Source organism: Phenylobacterium zucineum HLK1, from assembly GCF_000017265.1.
GTDB lineage: Bacteria > Pseudomonadota > Alphaproteobacteria > Caulobacterales > Caulobacteraceae > Phenylobacterium > Phenylobacterium zucineum.
The window spans coordinates 1,236,650-1,253,051 of the sequence record NC_011144.1; the positions used below are offsets into that span (position 1 = coordinate 1,236,650).

Here is a 16,402-nt window from a genome sequence, read left to right on the forward strand (position 1 = left end):
CGCGGCTGCGGGCGTGATTTATTCGTGATGGTTTCGCGATGAACGAGCATGTCGCTCTCTGGCCGAAGCTGACGCTGGCGCGCGAACTGCCGTTCGTCCTGGCGGGGGCGCAGGTGCGTCCGGCCGCGCTGGAGGTCGAGATCGGCGGCCGCGTCACGACGCTGGAGCCGCGGGTGATGAAGGTGCTGGTGGCCCTGCACCGGGCCCGCGGCCATCCGGTCAGCCGGGACGAGCTGATCGACCTGTGCTGGGAAGGCCGCATCGTCACGGAGGGGGCGCTGAACCGCTGCGTGGCGCAGCTGCGCAAGGCGTTGGCGGGAGAGCCGCGCATCCACCTCGATACGATCCCGACGGTCGGCTACCGGCTGCAGGCCGGCGGCGAGCCGCGGCGGGCGGCGATGGCGGCCGGGGACGAGGCCGCGCCCGCCGCGCCAGTACAGGCGGGCGTGCGCCGCCGGTGGGCCTGGGCCGCGGCGGCGGCGGGGATCGCGGCCGCGGGCGCGGCGGCGGCGTTCGCCCTGTATCCGCGGCCGGTGGCTTGGACGGCGACCTCGTACCATCCGCTGACCGCCGAACGGGGACTGGAGACGCACCCGGCGATCTCGCCGAACGGCCAGCAGATCGTCTATTCGCAGCGGCCGGATTCCACGGTGGGCCGGGACCTCTACATCCGCGGCGTGGACCAGGGCACGCCGGTGCGGATCACCAGCCATCCGGCCGACGACCACAGCGCCGCCTGGTCGCCGGCGGGCGACCGCATCGTCTTCGTACGCACCGTGCCGAACGGGCCGTGCCAGCTGGTGGTCGCGCCCGTGCCGCTGGGGCCCGAGCGGGTGGCGGCGCAGTGCCAGTCGTCCACCTACACCCGGGTGAGCTGGCTGGATGCGAACACCCTGGCGATCGGCGACCGGCCGGCGCCCGACGCGCTCTGGCGCATCCGGGCGGTGGACCTGACCACGGGCGCGGTGCGCGACCTGACGAACCCGCCCGCGGACACCCTGGGCGACAGCGACCCGATGGTCTCGCCCGACGGGCGGCGGGTGGCCTTCCGGCGCACCCTGCTGCACGGGGCCGACGACCTGTTCGTGAAGGACCTGACGACCGGTCGCGAGCAGGCTCTGACCACCGATGGCTGGAAGGCGGCGGGCTATGTCTGGTCGGCCGACAGCCGGCATCTCTTCTATTCCTCGAACCGCGGCGGCGAGTTCGGACTGTGGACGGTGGACACGCGCCGGCCCGGCGAGCCGCGGCGGATCAGCCTGGGCTTCGGCCAGCTCACCTTCAGCCGCATGTCGATCGACCGCCGCAACCGGCTGGCGGTCGAGCTGCCGCGCGGGCGGACGAACATCGCGCTGGTCGGCCCCGACGGCGCCGTCACGCCGGTGACCAACGCGGCGGGCGCGGACTGGGAGCCCGAGGGCGCCGCCGACGGGGCGGTGGCCTATGTCTCGAACCGTTCCGGCTCGTCCGAGCTGTGGATCAGCCCGCCTGGGACGCAGCCGGTGCGGCTGACGAACATCGTGGGCTCCTACGTCCATTCGCCGGCCTGGTCGCCGGACGGGCGCAGCCTGGCCTTCGTGGCGGTGAAGGGGCGCAAGGCCGAGATCTACACGGTGGCTCGTGACGGCTCGCGGCTGCGCGCCGTCACGGACGACGGGACCGACAAGCTGGAGACCGCCTGGTCGCCCGACGGGCGCAGCCTGCGCTACCTACAGCGGACGGGAGCACGCTACCGGGTGATGGAGCTGGCCCTCGCGCCCGGCGCCTCGCCGCGGACGCTGGCCGAGCGCGCCTGGGGGCAGATGCGGCCGGGTCCGGACGGGCGGCTGTTCGGGGTTCCCGTGGGCGGCGGACCGCTGGAAGCGCTGGACGGCGGCGCGGTTCCGCAAGCGCGCCTGAGCAGCGCCGACGCCTTCGCCGTGGGTCCGGAGGGGGCCTATGTGCTGAGGGCGCGGCGGGAAGCCGCGCCCTCGCTGTGGCTGCATCCCTGGTCGGGCCCGCCGCGCCCGATCGCCGTGCTGCCCACCGGAACGGGGGAGATCGGCCTGGCGCCCGGCGGGCGGGTGCTCGTCTCGCAGAACGTGGACGAGCAGGTGGACCTGGGACTCTTCGACCTGAGCGCCGCGCGCTAGGTCGGCGCGGGGTAGCGGTAGCCTTCGCCCTGGCCCTGGGCCGCGGCGTACTGGCGCTCGACGAACTCCCAGTTCACGACCTCGTCGAACCAGCGCTCCAGGAAGCCCTTCCGGTCGTTCTTGTAGTCCAGGTAGTAGGCGTGCTCCCACACGTCGCAGACGAGGAGCGGGAAGGCGCCCTCGTGGACCAGCGGGCAGTCGGCGTCGTGGAAGGAGGTCACCTTCAGGCCGTCGGCGCCGGCGACCAGCCAGGCCCACCCCGAGGCGAAGTGGTTCACGCCCTCGGCGACGAACACCTCCTTCAGCTTGTCGAGACCGCCGAAGGCCTTGTCGATGGCCTGCGCCAGATCGCCGGACGGCGGGCGGGCGTTCGGGGTCATGCACTGCCAGAAGAAGGCGTGGTTCCAGGCCTGGCCGGCGTTGTTGAACAGCTTCTGCTCGCCCATGCGCCGGGACTCCCGGACCACGTCCTCCATCGGACGGCCGTCGAGGCCGGCCTTGGGGGCCATCTCGTTCGTCTTGTCGACGTAGGCCTTGTGGTGCTTGCCGTGGTGGGTCCGCAGGGTGTCGGCAGAGACGGCCGGCTCGAGCGCGTCATGGGCGTACGGAAGGTCTGGCAGAATATACATATCGGCATTTCCCTGGGGAGGCGGCGCGAGACGCGCCAGTCGCCTTCCAAACATAGTCAAGCCGGGCGCCGTTCCGAACCCGTCGGCGAGAATTCCGTGCTGATGAGATTGACTTGCAACTGCGTCGGCCTATGAGGCTGCGAAGCATTTGCAGACGGAGCTTTCTGGATGGGGCGGGCAGGCAGGACGTGGCTGGCCGGGGCGGCGTTTTCGGCGCTGGCCGCGGGCATGGCCCAGGCGCAGGAGCCCGCGCCCATCAACCTCGACGAGGTGGTGATCACGGCGCTGCGCGTCGAGCAGCCGCGGGCGGCGACGCCGGCCACCGTGCAGGTCATCGGCCAGGAGGAGCTGACCGCCCAGCAGGCGCTGTCGCAGAGCGCCGTCGAGGCCGTGGCGGCGCTGGCCCCCTCGTTCTCGCCCACCCGCCAGAAGCTCTCGGGATTCGGCGAGACGGTGCGCGGCCGCTCGCCGCTCTATCTGGTGGACGGGGTGCCCCAGTCGACGCCGCTGCGGGACGACAGCCGCGACGGCTTCACCATCGATCCGTTCTTCATCGATCGGGTCGAGGTGGTGTTCGGCTCGAACGCCATCCAGGGCATCGGCGCCACCGGCGGGGTGGTGAACTACGTCACCGTCTCGACGCCGGGCGAGGCCGCCGGCTGGACGGGCAAGGTGATGGGCCAGACCACCTTCGACGACAGCGGCGAGGGCGACAGCCTGGGCTACAAGCTGGCGGGGATCGCCGGCCGCGACTTCGGCGTCTGGGACTTCACCGCGGGCGCCGCCTACGAGAAGCGCGGCGCGTTCTATGACGCGGACGGCCTGCGGATCGGCCCGGACAGCACCCAGGGCGACATCCAGGATTCCGACTCCTTCTCGCTGTTCGGCAAGGCGGGCCTCGACCTGACCGACACGCGCCGCATCGAGATCATGGCCAACCACTTCCAGCTCGAGGGCGACGGCGACTATCGCGTGGTCGCGGGGAACCGGACGACCGGCCGCCCGACCAGCGGCTGGCGCGGGACGCAGGAGGGCCGCCCGCCGCGCAACAAGGTCACCTCGGTCGCCGCCACCTACCGCGACCGGGACCTCCTGGGCGGGACGTTCACCGCCCAGGCCTACGGCCACGACTACGAGGGCACCTTCGGCGGCGGCCGGGAGGGCACCTTCCAGGATCCGCGCATCGCCCCGGTGGGCACGCTGTTCGACCAGTCGGCCAACAACTCCGAGAAGCTGGGCTTCAAGCTGGACTACGAGCGCGAGGTGCAGGCGATCCCCGGCCTGAAGTACCTGGTCGGCCTCGACGGCATCCGGGACAAGACCTTCCAGGCGCTGATCCTGACCGACCGCTACTGGGTGCCCAAGACCACCTATGAGAGCCTCGCCCCGTTCCTGCAGCTGCGCCAGGCGCTGTTCGACGGGCGGGTGCACCTGTCGGCCGGCGCGCGCCAGGAGAACGCCACCCTGAAGGTGGACGACTACGTGACGGTCTTCGCGGCCGGCGGCGGGGTCGAGGTGGCCGGCGGTTCGCCGAGCTTCGAGGAAACCCTGTTCAACGTCGGCGGCACGGTCACGGTGGTGGACGGCGTCACCGCCTACGCCTCCTATGCCCAGGGCTTCACCATGCCGGACGTGGGCCGGGTGCTGCGGGCGGTGAACACCCCCGGTCGGGACGTGGACACCTATCTGGATGTCGAGCCGGTGGTCTCGGACAACGTCGAGGTGGGCGTCGAGGTGGCGCGCGAGCGCTGGCGCGCCTCGCTGGCTTATTTCGAATCCAAGTCGGACCGCGGCGCGCTGCTGGTGCTCAACGCGGGCGGCACCTTCGACGTGCAGCGGCAGAAGACCAAAATCGACGGCTTCGAGGCCACGCTGCGGGTGCAGGCGACCGACTGGCTCACCGTGGGCGGCGCCTACTCCAAGCTGGACGGGCGCACCGACGGCGACGGCGACGGGACGCTGGAGCGCGACCTGAACGGGGCGAACATCTCGCCCGACCGGCTGACGGTCTACGCCGAGGGGACGTGGGGCCCGGCCTCGCTGCGCGTCCAGGCGCAGACGTTCGAGAGCCGGAGCTTCGAGGGCGAGCCGGCGGCCAACGCCTTCGAGGGCTACACCGTGGTGGACGCCGTCGGCACGTGGCGGCTCGAGGCGGCCGACGTCAGCCTGGGCATCCAGAACCTGCTGGACGAGCAGTACATCAGCTACTTCAGCGACACCCAGAACCCCACGGACAACAACCGCTACTGGGCCGGCCGCGGGCGGACCTTCACGCTGACGGTGGCGCGGCGGTTCTGATGGGCCTGCTTAGGACCCTGCACGCCTGGGCCGGCGCGATCCTCGCGCTGATCCTCGTCGTGCTGGGGCTGAGCGGCAGCCTGCTGGTGCTGCGCGATCCGTGGGTGAAGCTGACCGTGCCCGAGGCGCGGGGCGGGGTCGCGGCCTCGCCGCGGGCGCTGGGCGCGGCGGTGCAGGCGATCCAGGCGCAGGCGCCGGGAGAAGTGCGCAACGTGACGCTGGCCGGTCCGCACCTGGGCGTCCACCGGGTCTATTTCACCGACAAGGACCAGGGCTATGCGGCGGCCGACGGCCGGCTGCTGGTCCGGTTCGCGCCGACAGAGCGGGCGGAGGGCTGGCTGTTCGAGCTGCACCACCGGCTGCTGGCGGGCGAGACGGGGGACAAGGTCGTCGGCGCCGCCGGGATCGCCGGCGCGCTGCTGGTGCTGACGGGCGCGATCGTCTGGCTGCCGGCCTGGCGCAGCTTCGGCGCGCGGGTCTGGCCGAAGACCCTGACCAAGCGGGCGGACCTGGTGGGCTCGCATCGCAACCTCGGCGTGATCACGGCCTTGCCCGTGTTCGTCCTGTGCCTGACCGGCGGTGCGATCATCTTCCACGAGACGACGCAGGGCCTGATGGCCGCCGCCGCGCCGGGCCCCGCCGCGCCGAAGCCGCCGGCCGCGGGCGAGGGCGAGGTGAACTGGCTGCGGGCGCTGTCGGCCGCGCAGGCGGCCTTCCCCGACGCCACGCTGCGGATGGCCTCCACGCCCGGCAAGCCGGGGGCGCCGGCGACGATCCGGATGAAGCAGCCCGGCGAGTGGCATCCGAACGGCCGCACCGTGGTCTGGATCGATCCGTCGGACGAGCGCGTGCTGGGGACGGTGGACGCGATGGCGCTCGGCGCCGGGATGCGCGCCTACAACAGCTTCTACCCCCTGCACGCGGGCAAGGTGGGCGGGATCGCCTACGAGGCCGTGGTGTTCCTGGGCGGCCTGGCGCTGGCGGCCCTGGGCGGCTTCGGCCTCTGGTCGTTCCTAATCAAGCAGACGCGGCGCAGGCCCGTCCCCGCGAAGGCCGCGCCGCAGGCGGCGGAGTAGCCGCCTACTGCGCCGCCTCCTGGGCGTAGCCGAGCTGTTCGTTCAGGCGGTCCAGGACCTCGATGGCGGCCTCGGGCACGACGGTGCCGGGCGGGAAGATCGCCGCCACGCCCATCTCCTCCAGCGCCTTGAAGTCCTCGGGCGGGATGACGCCGCCGACGAAGACCACGATGTCGGGCCGGCCCAGCTTGGCCAGCTCGGCCCTCAGCTCGGGAACGAGCGTCAGGTGGCCGGCGGCCAGGGAGCTCGCGCCCACCGCATGGACGCCGTCGCGCACCGCCTGGGCGGCGGTCTCGGCCGGGGTCTGGAAGAGGTCGCCGATGTCTACGTCGAAGCCGAGGTCGGCGAAGCCGGAGGCGATCACCTTCTGGCCGCGGTCGTGGCCGTCCTGGCCCATCTTGGCGATCAGGACGCGGGGCCTGCGCCCGTCGGCCTGGCGGAAGGCCTCGGCCATGGCGCGGGCGCGGTCGGCGGCCGGCGTGGCGCCCGCCTCGCGCAGGTAGACGCCCTTCACCGCGTCGGCGTGGGCCTTGTGGCGGCCGAACACCTTCTCGAGCGCGTAGGAGATCTCGCCCACGGTGGCCTTGGCGCGGGCGGCGTTCACCGACAGCTCCAGCAGGTTGCCGTCGCCGGCGGCGCCGGCCGAGAGCGCGTCGAGCGCGGCGGCCACGGCCTCGGGATCGCGCTCGGCCTTCAGCCGGTTCAGCTTGGCGATCTGGGCGGTGCGGACCGCGGTGTTGTCGACCTTCAGCACCGGGATGTCGTCGGCGACGTCGGGCTTGTAGCGGTTCACGCCGACGACGCTCTGCTGGCCCGAATCGATCCGCGCCTGGGTGCGGGCCGAGGCCTCCTCGATGCGCCGCTTGGGCAGGCCGTCCTCGATCGCCTTGGCCATGCCGCCGAGCGCCTCCACCTCGGCGATATGGGCCAGGGCGCGCTCGGCGAGCTGGGCCGTCAGGGCCTCGACGTAGTAGCTGCCGCCCCAGGGATCGATCACCCGGGTCTGGCCGCTTTCGATCTGCAGGAAGAGCTGGGTGTTGCGGCTGATGCGGGCCGAGAAGTCGGTCGGCAGGGCCAGGGCCTCGTCGAGGCTGTTGGTGTGCAGGCTCTGGGTCTGGCCGCCGGTGGCGGCCATGGCCTCGATGGCCGTCCGCGCGACGTTGTTGAACACGTCCTGGGCGGCCAGCGACCAGCCCGAGGTCTGGGTGTGGGCCCTAAGCGACAGCGAGCGAGCGTCCTTGGGGTCGAACTCCTGCTTCATGAGCTTGGCCCACAGCAGGCGCGCGGCCCGCTGCTTGGCGATCTCCATGAAGACGTTCATGCCGGCGTTCCAGAAGAACGACAGGCGCGGGGCGAACTGGTCCACGCTCATGCCGGCGGCGACGCCGGCGCGGACGTACTCGATGCCGTCGGCCAGGGTGTAGGCCAGCTCCAGGTCGAGCGTCGCCCCGGCTTCCTGCATGTGGTAGCCGCTGATCGAGATCGAGTTGAACCGCGGCATCTCCTTCGAGGTGTAGGCGAAGATGTCCGCGATGATCCGCATCGAGGGACCGGGCGGGTAGATGTAGGTGTTCCGGGTCAGGAACTCCTTGAGGATGTCGTTCTGGATGGTGCCCGACAGCTTCTCGTGCGGGACGCCCTGCTCCTCGGCCGCCACGATGTAGAGCGCCATGATCGGCAGCACGGCGCCGTTCATGGTCATCGACACGCTCATCTTGTCGAGCGGGATGCCGTCGAACAGCGTGCGCATGTCGAGGATGGAATCGATGGCCACGCCCGCCATGCCGACGTCGCCGGGCACGCGCGGATGGTCGGAATCGTAGCCGCGGTGGGTGGCCAGGTCGAAGGCGATGGACAGGCCCATCTGACCGGCCGCCAGGTTGCGGCGGTAGAAGGCGTTGGAGTCCTCGGCCGTGGAGAAGCCCGCGTACTGGCGGATGGTCCACGGATTGGTCGCGTACATCGTGGGGTAGGGGCCCCGGACGAAGGGCGCGAGGCCGGGATAGCCGGACAGCTCCGTCAGGCCGTGGGCGTCGGACGCGTCATAGGCCGGCTTGACGGGAATGCCCTCGGGCGTGGCCCAGGCCTCGCCGGTCGCGGGCGGGGCGGACGCAAGCTCGGCGTCGAACGGCAGGGCGGCGAAATCGGGGAACGAGGACATCAACGCAGATCCCAAAGTTCGTCATCGCCCGGCATGTCCGGGCGACCCATGCTGACGGCGTCGTTGTGGCGAGGCGGCTTGGGTCCCCCGGATCGCCCTGCGGACGACCGGAGGAAGACGAGGGTGTTCATGCCAGGGCCTCGTACTTTTCGGACAGCCGCATGGGCTTGAGCGGCGGGCAGCGGCCGTCGGGGCCGGGCAGGCGGGGCGAGGGCGCGTCCACCGGGACGGGCGTGGGCCGCTCGACCTGGGCGGGCGCCTCGTCGGCGGGCGGGAAGGCGTTGACGCCGAGGATCTTCAGCTCGCCGCGGGCGGCGTTCGCGGCCTCGACCTCGCGGGCGACGTCGCCCTTCTCGAGCGCGGCGACCAGGCCGCCGGCGGCCTCGATGGCCTGGAACCGGGCCCAGGCGGCGCGGGCGATCTCGTCGGTCAGCGCCTCGATGTAGCCCGAGCCGGCGGCGGGGTCGGCGACGCGGCCGACGCTGGCCTCTTCCATCAGCACGAGCTGGGTGTTGCGGCTTTCGCGGCGGGCGAAGGCGGTGGGCAGGCCCAGCGCGTCGGTGAAATGGCCGAGCTGGACCGTATCGGCGCCGCCGACCGCGCCGGCGAAGCCCGCGGCGGTGAGCCGGATCATGTTGGTGTAGACGTCCCTTGCCGCCAGCATCCGGCGCGAGGACCGGGCCTCGATCCGCGCCAGGGGATCGGCGCCGCAGGCGGTGGCGATCCGCGCCCACACCGCCCGGGCGGCGCGCAGCTTGGCGATGCCGACGAAATAGTCCGCGTCGACGCAGAGGCCGAGGGCGATGCGCGCGAACGCCTCGTTCATCGGAAGGCCCGCACGGACCAGCGCCTTGGCGTAGGCCACCGCCGCGGCCGCCGCGAAGGCGACCTCGAGGGCCTCGCCGCCGCCGGCCTCGTGGACCACCCGGCCCGAGGCCAGGAACAGCCGAGCGTGCGGGTAGGGCTGGGCGAGGCGCACGCCGACGGTGGCGGCGCTGACCAGATGGCTCTGGACCGGGCCGGGGCTCTCGCCGGCCTCGGCGAAGGCGCTCAGCGGATCGAGGTTGAACGCCAGCTTCGCGCCCGGCGAGGACTTGGCGACCGCGTGCAGCCAGTCGGCGGCCTTGGGGCCCAGGAAGCCGGCGTCGAGGCCGACCGGCGCCAGCTCGACGACCACGTCCTTGAGCGCGCGGGCGAGCCCCTCGGCCGAGCCCACGGCGACGCCGGCCTGGCCGGTCGGGTCGATCCTCACCGTCACCGAGGCCGCGCCGCCCTCCAGGTCGGCCAGCAGCTCGGCGTTGGCGCGGGCGGGATCGGGATGGGCGGTGAGCGTGCGCACGTCCCACGGCCGCTCGGCGTCGAAGGGACGGGGCGGGAAGGCCGGACCCTGCGGGGCCTGGGCGTAGAGCGGCTGGATCGGCAGGCCCTCGGCGGTCTGCTTCAGCAGGCTCTCGAAGGGCTTCTCGCCCAGGGTCTTGGCGACCAGGGCGCGCCAGGCGTCCTCGCCCGCGGGCGTGATTCCAGGGTCCAGGAGGCGTGCGTCCGACATGGGGGCAGATGGGCCGCCGCGCACGATCGCGTCAAGTTCACCCAGCGGCATCGCGGGGGCCCGATTCGGCCTTAAGCTCGCCGGCCGAGACCGGGAGGACCGCGATGCCGACCATCGACTACTACCGCGCCCAGGACATGATGATGGACTGGGGTCCGCGCATCCTGATCGCCGTCGTCATCCTGTTCGCGGCGCACGCGCTTGCGAAGGCGGCGCAATGGGGCCTCGCGCGGATCATCGACCGCATCCCGGGCGTGAAGCAGCACAACGCGGGCGCCGATCCCAAGGATACCGCCGGCTACCAGCTGGGCCAGCTCGGCTACTGGCTGGTGCTGCTGATCGGCCTGATCGCGGCGCTCTCGATGCTGGGCCTGAACAGCATCGTGGCGCCCCTGAACGGCCTGCTGCTGGAGGTGACCGCCTTCATCCCGAACCTGATCGGGGCGGTGGTGATCTTCTTCGTCGGCTTCATCGTGGCGACCCTTGCCCGGCGCGTCGTCGAGGCGGGGCTGGCCGCGGCGCGGATGGACGCCTGGCTGGAGCGGGCGGGCCTGTCGCGGGTGACCGGCGCCTCGGGCCTGTCGAAGACTGTCGGCACGCTGGTGTTCGTGCTGATCATCATCCCCGTGACGATCGCGGCCCTGCAGCAGCTCGGCGTCAGCGCGATCTCGGACCCGGCCGTGGCGGTCCTGGCCACGGTGCTGGACGCCCTGCCGCGGATCCTGGCGGCGGCCATCGTGCTGGCCATCGCCTTCGTGATCGGCCGCTGGGTGGCGAGCCTGCTGGAGCAGCTGCTGCCCTCGCTGGGCTTCGACCGCAGCCTGCAGGGACTGGGCGTCGGCCAGGCCGAGCCGCCGCCGGGGACGGTCGAGGTCGAAGGCGCGGCGCCGCGGCTCACCCCGTCCAAGGTCGTGGCGCGCCTGGCGCTGGTGGCGATCATGCTGTTCTCGGCGGTGGAGGCCGCGCGCCTGCTGGCCTTCGCGGCGATCGCCGGCATGCTGGCCGAGATCCTTGACCTGGCCGGCCACGTCCTGTTCGGCGGGGTGATCATCGCCATCGGGGTGATGGTGGCGAACTTCCTGTCCGCGCTGATCGACCGGTCGACCAACGGCGCCGACGGCTTCGCGTCCGACATCGTGAAGTGGGCGACCATCGCCCTGGCCACGGCCATGGGCCTGCGCTTCATGGGCATCGCCGACGAGATCGTGATCCTGGCGTTCGGCCTGATCCTGGGCTCGGCGGCGGTGGCGGCGGCCCTGGCCTTCGGCATCGGCGGCCGCGAGGCGGCGGCCAGGCTGCTGGAGAAGTGGACGAAGGGTGGCCCCAAGTAGAAAACCTCCCCCGCGAGCGGGGGAGGTTTGCGGGGTCAGACCCGCTCGACGATGATCGCGGGGGCCATGCCGCCGGCGGCGCACATGGTGACGAGACCGCGCTGGAGGCCGCGGCGTTCCAGCTCGTCGATGACGGTGCCGATCAGGATCGAGCCAGTGGCGCCGATCGGGTGCCCGAGGGCCATGGCGCCGCCGTTCACATTGACCTTCTCGCGGTCGAGGTTCAGGTCGCGGATGAACTTCTCGGCGACGACCGAGAACGCCTCGTTGATCTCCCACAGGTCGATGTCGTCGGGGGTCAGGCCGGCCTTCTTCAGCACCTTCTTCGCCGCCGGGACCGGGGCGTTGAGCATCAGGGTCGGGGAATCGCCGACGTTGGCCATGGCGACCACGCGGGCGCGGGCCTTGAGGCCGTTCTTCTTGGCGTATTCGGGCGAGGCCAGGAGGACGGCCGCGGCGCCGTCCACCACGCCCGAGGAGTTCCCGGCGTGGTGGAAGTGGCGGATCTTCAGGTCCGGATAGACCTGGTTGATCAGGCCCGCGAGCGTCGTGCCCTTGTCGTCCAGCGGCACGTTGGCCATGGCCTCGAACGAGGGCTTCAGGCCCGCCAGGCCCTCGCGGGTGGTCTGCGGGCGGGGGAACTCCTCGCGGTCGAGGGCCACCGTGCCGTCGTCGCGATAGACCGGCACGAGCGAGCGGTCGAAGCGGCCCTCGCGGATGGCCACGTCGGCGCGCTGCTGGCTGACGTAGGCGAGCTCGTCCAGCGCCTCGCGGGTGATCCCTTCCATGGTCGCGATGGCGTCGGCGCAGACGCCCTGGTGCGACTGCGGGTGCCGGGCGCGAAGGCGGGTGTTGCCGGAATCGATCAGAGCCGGGCCGCCGTCGGGACCCTGCATCGAGGCGGTGGCGGCGGTGTAGGACATCATCTCGGTCCCGCCGGCGATGACGAGGTCCTCCATGCCCGACATGATCTGGGCCGCGGCCATGTTCACGGCGGTGATGCCCGAGCCGCAGAAGCGGTCGAGGGTGACGCCGCTGGCCCGGACGTCGTAGCCGGCGTCGAGGGCCGCCATCCGGCCGAGGTCGCCGCCCTGCTTGCCGCGCTGGGACGAGGTGCCCCACACGATGTCGTCGACTTCCTCGGTCTTCAGGCCGTTGCGCTCGGCCAGGGCCTTCAGGACCGTGGCGGCCAGGTGCTGCGGGTGGAAGTCGGCCAGCGCTCCCTTGCCGACCTTGCCGATGCCGCGCGGCGTGCGGCAGGCGTCGATGATCAGAGCTTCGGGCATGTCTCGTCCTCCCCGGGAATGCGATGGCGCCAATCAGCTTGCCGGACGTGGCGTCAGTCCAGAGGAAATGCGTTTCGCCCCTGCGGCATGATGTTGTACGTTGTAAATCCAACAACCGTTCGAGGACCTAGCGCCCATGGCCCTGCCGCCCGTTCTCCGTGACCGCCTCCGCCTGCCGGTGATCGCCAGCCCGCTGTTCATCATCTCGGGGCCGGAGCTGGTGATCGCCCAGTGCAAGGCCGGCGTGGTGGGCTCGTTCCCGGCGCTGAACGCCCGCCCGGCGAGCCTGCTGGACGAGTGGCTGCACCAGATCACCGAGGAGCTGGCCGCCTGGGACCGGGACCATCCCGACACGCCCTCGGCTCCGTTCGCGGTGAACCACATCGTCCACAAGACCAACGACCGCCTGGAGCACGACCTTGAGGCCTCGACCAAGTGGAAGGCGCCGATCGTCATCACCTCGCTGGGCGCGCGGGAGGACGTGAACGCGGCGGTCCATTCCTACGGCGGGGTGGTGCTGCACGACGTCATCAACAACCGCTTCGCCAAGAAGGCCGTGGAGAAGGGCGCCGACGGACTCATCGCGGTGGCGGCCGGGGCCGGCGGCCACGCGGGCCAGCTCTCGCCGTTCGCCCTGGTCCAGGAGATCCGCGAGTGGTTCGAGGGTCCCGTCGCGCTGTCGGGCTCGATCGCCAATGGGCGGGCCATCCTGGGCGCCCAGGCGATGGGCGCGGACCTGGCCTACATCGGCTCGGCGTTCATCGCGACGCAGGAGGCCAACGCCGACGCCGCCTACAAGGAGATGATCGTCGCCTCCAGCGCCGACGACATCGTCTATTCGAACCTCTTCACCGGCGTGCATGGCAACTATCTGGCGCCGTCGATCCGCGCGGCCGGCATGGACCCCGAGAACCTGCCCGAGAGCGATCCGTCGAAGATGAACTTCGGCTCGGGCGGCAACCAGAAGTCCAAGGCCTGGCGCGACATCTGGGGCTGCGGCCAGGGCATCGGAGCGGTGAAGGACATCCCGAGCGCCGCCGAGCGCATCGCCCAGCTCGCCGCCGAGTACGAGGCGGCCAAGGCCGAGCTGGCTGAGAAGACCTCGTTCACCGCAGGCCGCACGCTGCTGGCGGCGGAATAGCCGGCCGCTCGCCCGGGTTCAGGAAAACTGAGCCCGCTTGCAGTGTAATCCTATTTGATACATAGGAATTATTGGGCTTAGTTCGTTCCCATCGAACGAGGGGGACGCTTCATGGCCGCACCGATCCGCACCACCGCCCGGCGCCTGGCGCTGGCGGTCCTGCTCTCCAGCGCCGCGCCGGCGGTCCTGGCCCAGGCGATCCCGACCGCAGGCGCGCCGCCCACGGGGATCAGCCAGGAGCAACTCCTGGCGCTGATCGGGCGGCTGGACGCGGTGGAGCGCCGCAACGACGAGCTCGAGCAGCAGATCCTGGACCTGAAGGCCCAGGGCGCCGCCGCGGACCAGGCGATCCGCGACCAGGTGGACGCAACCACCGTCTCGCTGGCCAACGGCCGGCCGACGATCGCCAGTGGGGACGGGCGGTTCACCGCCTCGCTGCGGGGAATCGTCCAGCTCGACGCGACTCGCTACGACCAGCGCGGGCCCGGCCCCGCGGCCTCGGATTTCCGGCGCGGCTCGCTGGGCGACGCGACCGAGGCCGAGCGGGCCCGCGACCTGGCCGACGGCGCCAACTTCCGGCGGGTGCGCCTCGGGGCCGAGGGCAAGGCCTTCGGCGACTGGGCGTACAACCTGATGTTCGACTTCGGCGGCTCGGGCGCCGAGGAAGCCGGGAAGATCACCAACGCCTACGTCGAGTACGCGGGGCTGAGGCTGGTGCGCCTGCGTCTCGGCGCCTTCGCGCCGGTCACGGGCTTTGAGGACGCCACCTCGAACACCGCCTCGCTGTTCCCCGAGCGGGCCGCGCCGGCCGAGCTGGTCCGCGGGCTGGCAGGGGGCGACGGGCGGACGGGGGCTGCGATCCTGGCCGGCGGCGAGCGCTGGACCCTGGCCGGCTACGTGACCGGCAACACCATCGGGGTCTCCAGCTACGACGAGCAGCTCGGGGCGATCGGGCGGGCGACCTACGTCCCCTACAGGACGCCGGACAGCCTGGTTCACCTGGGCGCGAACGCGAACCTGATCCTCAACCCGGCGGCCACGGGGCCCGACGTCCCGCCCGGCGGAGCGGCGACGCCCGTGCGCCTGCGCGAACGGCCCGAGCTGCGGGTCGACGGGACCCGGCTGGTGGACACCGGATCGATCGATGCGGACGGCCTTTCGGCCTACGGCGTCGAGCTGGGGCTGCAGCAAAAGGCCTTCAGCCTGCAGGCCGAGCACTTCTGGATCGACGTGGACCGCAGGACCGCCGGCCTGGACGATCCGGCGTTCGCCGGCTGGTACGTGCAGGGCGCCTGGACGCTGACCGGCCAGCCGAGGCGGTACAACGCCGCCAGCGGCGGCTTCGACGCCCCGCGGGTCGAGACGCCCTTCGACCTCGGCTCCGGCGCCTGGGGCGTGTGGGAGCTGGCCGCGCGCTACTCGGACCTCGACCTCGACTTCCGGCCGGGCGCACCGGGCTGGGCTCCGGTCGCCGGCGCCGTCCGCGGCGGGCGGCAGAAGATCCTGACCCTGGGCCTCAACTGGTATCCGAACGCCAACGTCCGCTTCCTCGCCGACTACCAGCGCGTGGAGGTGGACCGGCTCTCGCCCGGCGGGACGGCCTTCGGCGCCGGGGCCCTGACGCCCCCCGACGGCGCCCAGGTGGGCCAGGACCTGAACATCTGGTCCCTCCGCACCCAGTACGCCTTCTGACCCAAACCCCAGACCCAATCCTTCAGACCGGATCACCGATCATGACCCAGACGGAATTCTCTCGTCGCCGCCTGCTCAAGGTGGGAGCCGCAGGCGCTGCGGCGGCTGGGACTGCGCCGCTCCTCCTCCCCGGGGCGGCGCAGGCCCAGTCAAGAGCGAGTACGGCAAGGGCCAGCCAGCTCACCCTGCTGAACGTCAGCTACGATCCGACGCGTGAGCTCTACAAGGACATCAACGCCGCCTTCGCCGCCTACTGGAAGGGGCGGACGGGCCAGACGCTGACGATCAACCAGAGCCACGGCGGCTCGGGCCGGCAGGCCCGGGCGGTGATCGACGGGCTGCAGGCCGACGTGGTGACGCTGGCGCTCGCCTACGACATCGACGAGATCGCCGCGCGGGCCAAGCTGCTGCCGGCCAACTGGCAGAGCCGCCTGCCGCAGAACTCCGCGCCCTACACCTCGACCATCGTGTTCCTGGTGCGGAAGGGGAACCCGTGGAAGATCCGCGACTGGGGCGACCTCGCCAGGCCCGGCGTGGCGGTGATCACGCCCAATCCGAAGACCTCGGGCGGCGCGCGCTGGAACCACCTGGCGGCCTACGCCTGGGCGCTGAAGCAGCCGGGGGGCACGCCGCAGACGGCGCAGGCCTTCCTGGCGCGGCTCTACAAGAACGTGCCGGTGCTGGACACCGGGGCGCGGGGCTCGACCACGACCTTCGCCGAGCGCGGCATCGGCGACGTCCTGCTGGCCTGGGAGAACGAGGCCTTCCTGTCGCAGGCCGAGTTCGGGAACAGGTTCGACATCGTCTATCCGAGCCTGTCGATCCTGGCTGAGCCCACGGTGGCGCTGGTGGACCGCAACGTCGACCGGCGGAAGACCCGCATCCAGGCCGAGGGCTATCTGAACTTCCTCTACAGCCCGCTGGCGCAGGACCTGATCGGCAAGAACCACTACCGGCCCCGCAACGCCGAGGCGCTCGCCAAGTACCGCTCGAAGTTCAAGGACATCCCCCTCGTCACCATCGACGGCCAGTTCGGCGGCTGGCGGAAGGCGCAGGCCGAGCATTTCGCCGACGGCGGGATCTTCGACCGGATCTACCGGCGCTGAC

Annotated in this window: 11 protein-coding genes; 7 read left to right on the forward strand and 4 right to left on the reverse strand. The window is 71.8% G+C overall.

Going from position 1 to position 16,402, the window contains the following annotated elements:
- Nucleotides 1-38: 38 nt before the first annotated feature.
- Nucleotides 39-2,132 carry a winged helix-turn-helix domain-containing protein gene (locus PHZ_RS05990; RefSeq protein WP_012521651.1) on the forward strand — a complete coding sequence of 698 codons (2,094 nt, stop codon included), beginning with the start codon at nucleotides 39-41 and terminating at the stop codon, nucleotides 2,130-2,132.
- Here the strand turns inward: PHZ_RS05990 and PHZ_RS05995 are convergent.
- A complete protein-coding gene (locus PHZ_RS05995) occupies nucleotides 2,129-2,761 on the reverse strand; it encodes a superoxide dismutase (RefSeq protein WP_012521652.1) in 633 nt (210 codons plus the stop codon). The genes PHZ_RS05990 and PHZ_RS05995 overlap by 4 nt on opposite strands.
- Before the next feature lie 168 nt (nucleotides 2,762-2,929).
- Between PHZ_RS05995 and PHZ_RS06000 the strand changes: the two genes are divergently transcribed.
- The gene (locus PHZ_RS06000; RefSeq protein WP_012521653.1) at nucleotides 2,930-5,059 is read left to right on the forward strand and encodes a TonB-dependent receptor; all 2,130 of its coding nucleotides are present in this window, start codon (nucleotides 2,930-2,932) and stop codon (nucleotides 5,057-5,059) included.
- Nucleotides 5,059-6,135, forward strand: a complete 1,077-nt coding sequence (locus PHZ_RS06005; RefSeq protein ID WP_012521654.1) for a PepSY-associated TM helix domain-containing protein — start codon at nucleotides 5,059-5,061, stop codon at nucleotides 6,133-6,135. Before PHZ_RS06000 ends, PHZ_RS06005 begins: the two co-directional genes overlap by 1 nt.
- Before the next feature lie 4 nt (nucleotides 6,136-6,139).
- On the opposite strand, the gene scpA is transcribed toward PHZ_RS06005, so the two are convergent.
- Both scpA and PHZ_RS06015 read right to left on the reverse strand, forming a co-directional pair.
- Nucleotides 6,140-8,296: a methylmalonyl-CoA mutase gene (scpA, locus tag PHZ_RS06010; protein ID WP_012521655.1), complete on the reverse strand. Its 2,157-nt coding sequence runs from the start codon at nucleotides 8,294-8,296 to the stop codon at nucleotides 6,140-6,142.
- A gap of 127 nt (nucleotides 8,297-8,423) precedes the next feature.
- The gene (locus tag PHZ_RS06015) at nucleotides 8,424-9,845 is read right to left on the reverse strand and encodes a methylmalonyl-CoA mutase family protein (protein WP_012521656.1); all 1,422 of its coding nucleotides are present in this window, start codon (nucleotides 9,843-9,845) and stop codon (nucleotides 8,424-8,426) included.
- A gap of 104 nt (nucleotides 9,846-9,949) precedes the next feature.
- On the opposite strand from PHZ_RS06015, the gene PHZ_RS06020 reads away from it, so the two are divergent.
- A complete protein-coding gene (locus PHZ_RS06020; RefSeq protein WP_012521657.1) occupies nucleotides 9,950-11,176 on the forward strand; it encodes a mechanosensitive ion channel in 1,227 nt (408 codons plus the stop codon).
- Nucleotides 11,177-11,211: 35 nt separating this feature from the next.
- On the opposite strand, the gene PHZ_RS06025 is transcribed toward PHZ_RS06020, so the two are convergent.
- Nucleotides 11,212-12,462 carry an acetyl-CoA C-acetyltransferase gene (locus PHZ_RS06025; RefSeq protein WP_012521658.1) on the reverse strand — a complete coding sequence of 417 codons (1,251 nt, stop codon included), beginning with the start codon at nucleotides 12,460-12,462 and terminating at the stop codon, nucleotides 11,212-11,214.
- 136 nt (nucleotides 12,463-12,598) lie between these two features.
- Here PHZ_RS06025 and PHZ_RS06030 point away from each other — a divergent pair, with 136 nt between their 5' ends.
- From PHZ_RS06030 to PHZ_RS06040, 3 genes are all read left to right on the forward strand, one after another.
- Nucleotides 12,599-13,603, forward strand: coding sequence for an NAD(P)H-dependent flavin oxidoreductase (locus PHZ_RS06030; protein WP_012521659.1), 1,005 nt, complete (start codon nucleotides 12,599-12,601; stop codon nucleotides 13,601-13,603).
- A 111-nt stretch (nucleotides 13,604-13,714) separates the two neighbouring features.
- Nucleotides 13,715-15,295: a porin gene (locus tag PHZ_RS06035; RefSeq protein WP_012521660.1), complete on the forward strand. Its 1,581-nt coding sequence runs from the start codon at nucleotides 13,715-13,717 to the stop codon at nucleotides 15,293-15,295.
- Nucleotides 15,296-15,336: 41 nt separating this feature from the next.
- The gene (locus PHZ_RS06040; RefSeq protein WP_012521661.1) at nucleotides 15,337-16,401 is read left to right on the forward strand and encodes a sulfate ABC transporter substrate-binding protein; all 1,065 of its coding nucleotides are present in this window, start codon (nucleotides 15,337-15,339) and stop codon (nucleotides 16,399-16,401) included.
- The last annotated feature ends 1 nt before the right edge of the window (nucleotide 16,402 follow it).

Bases quoted from the DNA above. Each gene is read 5' to 3' on its own strand.
- PHZ_RS05990 (WP_012521651.1), top strand. From the start codon at position 39: ATGAACGAGCATGTCGCTCTCTGGCCGAAGCTGACGCTGGCGCGCGAA.
- PHZ_RS05995 (WP_012521652.1), bottom strand. From the start codon at position 2,761: ATGTATATTCTGCCAGACCTTCCGTACGCCCATGACGCGCTCGAGCCG.
- PHZ_RS06000 (WP_012521653.1), top strand. From the start codon at position 2,930: ATGGGGCGGGCAGGCAGGACGTGGCTGGCCGGGGCGGCGTTTTCGGCG.
- PHZ_RS06005 (WP_012521654.1), top strand. From the start codon at position 5,059: ATGGGCCTGCTTAGGACCCTGCACGCCTGGGCCGGCGCGATCCTCGCG.
- scpA (WP_012521655.1), bottom strand. From the start codon at position 8,296: ATGTCCTCGTTCCCCGATTTCGCCGCCCTGCCGTTCGACGCCGAGCTT.
- PHZ_RS06015 (WP_012521656.1), bottom strand. From the start codon at position 9,845: ATGTCGGACGCACGCCTCCTGGACCCTGGAATCACGCCCGCGGGCGAG.
- PHZ_RS06020 (WP_012521657.1), top strand. From the start codon at position 9,950: ATGCCGACCATCGACTACTACCGCGCCCAGGACATGATGATGGACTGG.
- PHZ_RS06025 (WP_012521658.1), bottom strand. From the start codon at position 12,462: ATGCCCGAAGCTCTGATCATCGACGCCTGCCGCACGCCGCGCGGCATC.
- PHZ_RS06030 (WP_012521659.1), top strand. From the start codon at position 12,599: ATGGCCCTGCCGCCCGTTCTCCGTGACCGCCTCCGCCTGCCGGTGATC.
- PHZ_RS06035 (WP_012521660.1), top strand. From the start codon at position 13,715: ATGGCCGCACCGATCCGCACCACCGCCCGGCGCCTGGCGCTGGCGGTC.
- PHZ_RS06040 (WP_012521661.1), top strand. From the start codon at position 15,337: ATGACCCAGACGGAATTCTCTCGTCGCCGCCTGCTCAAGGTGGGAGCC.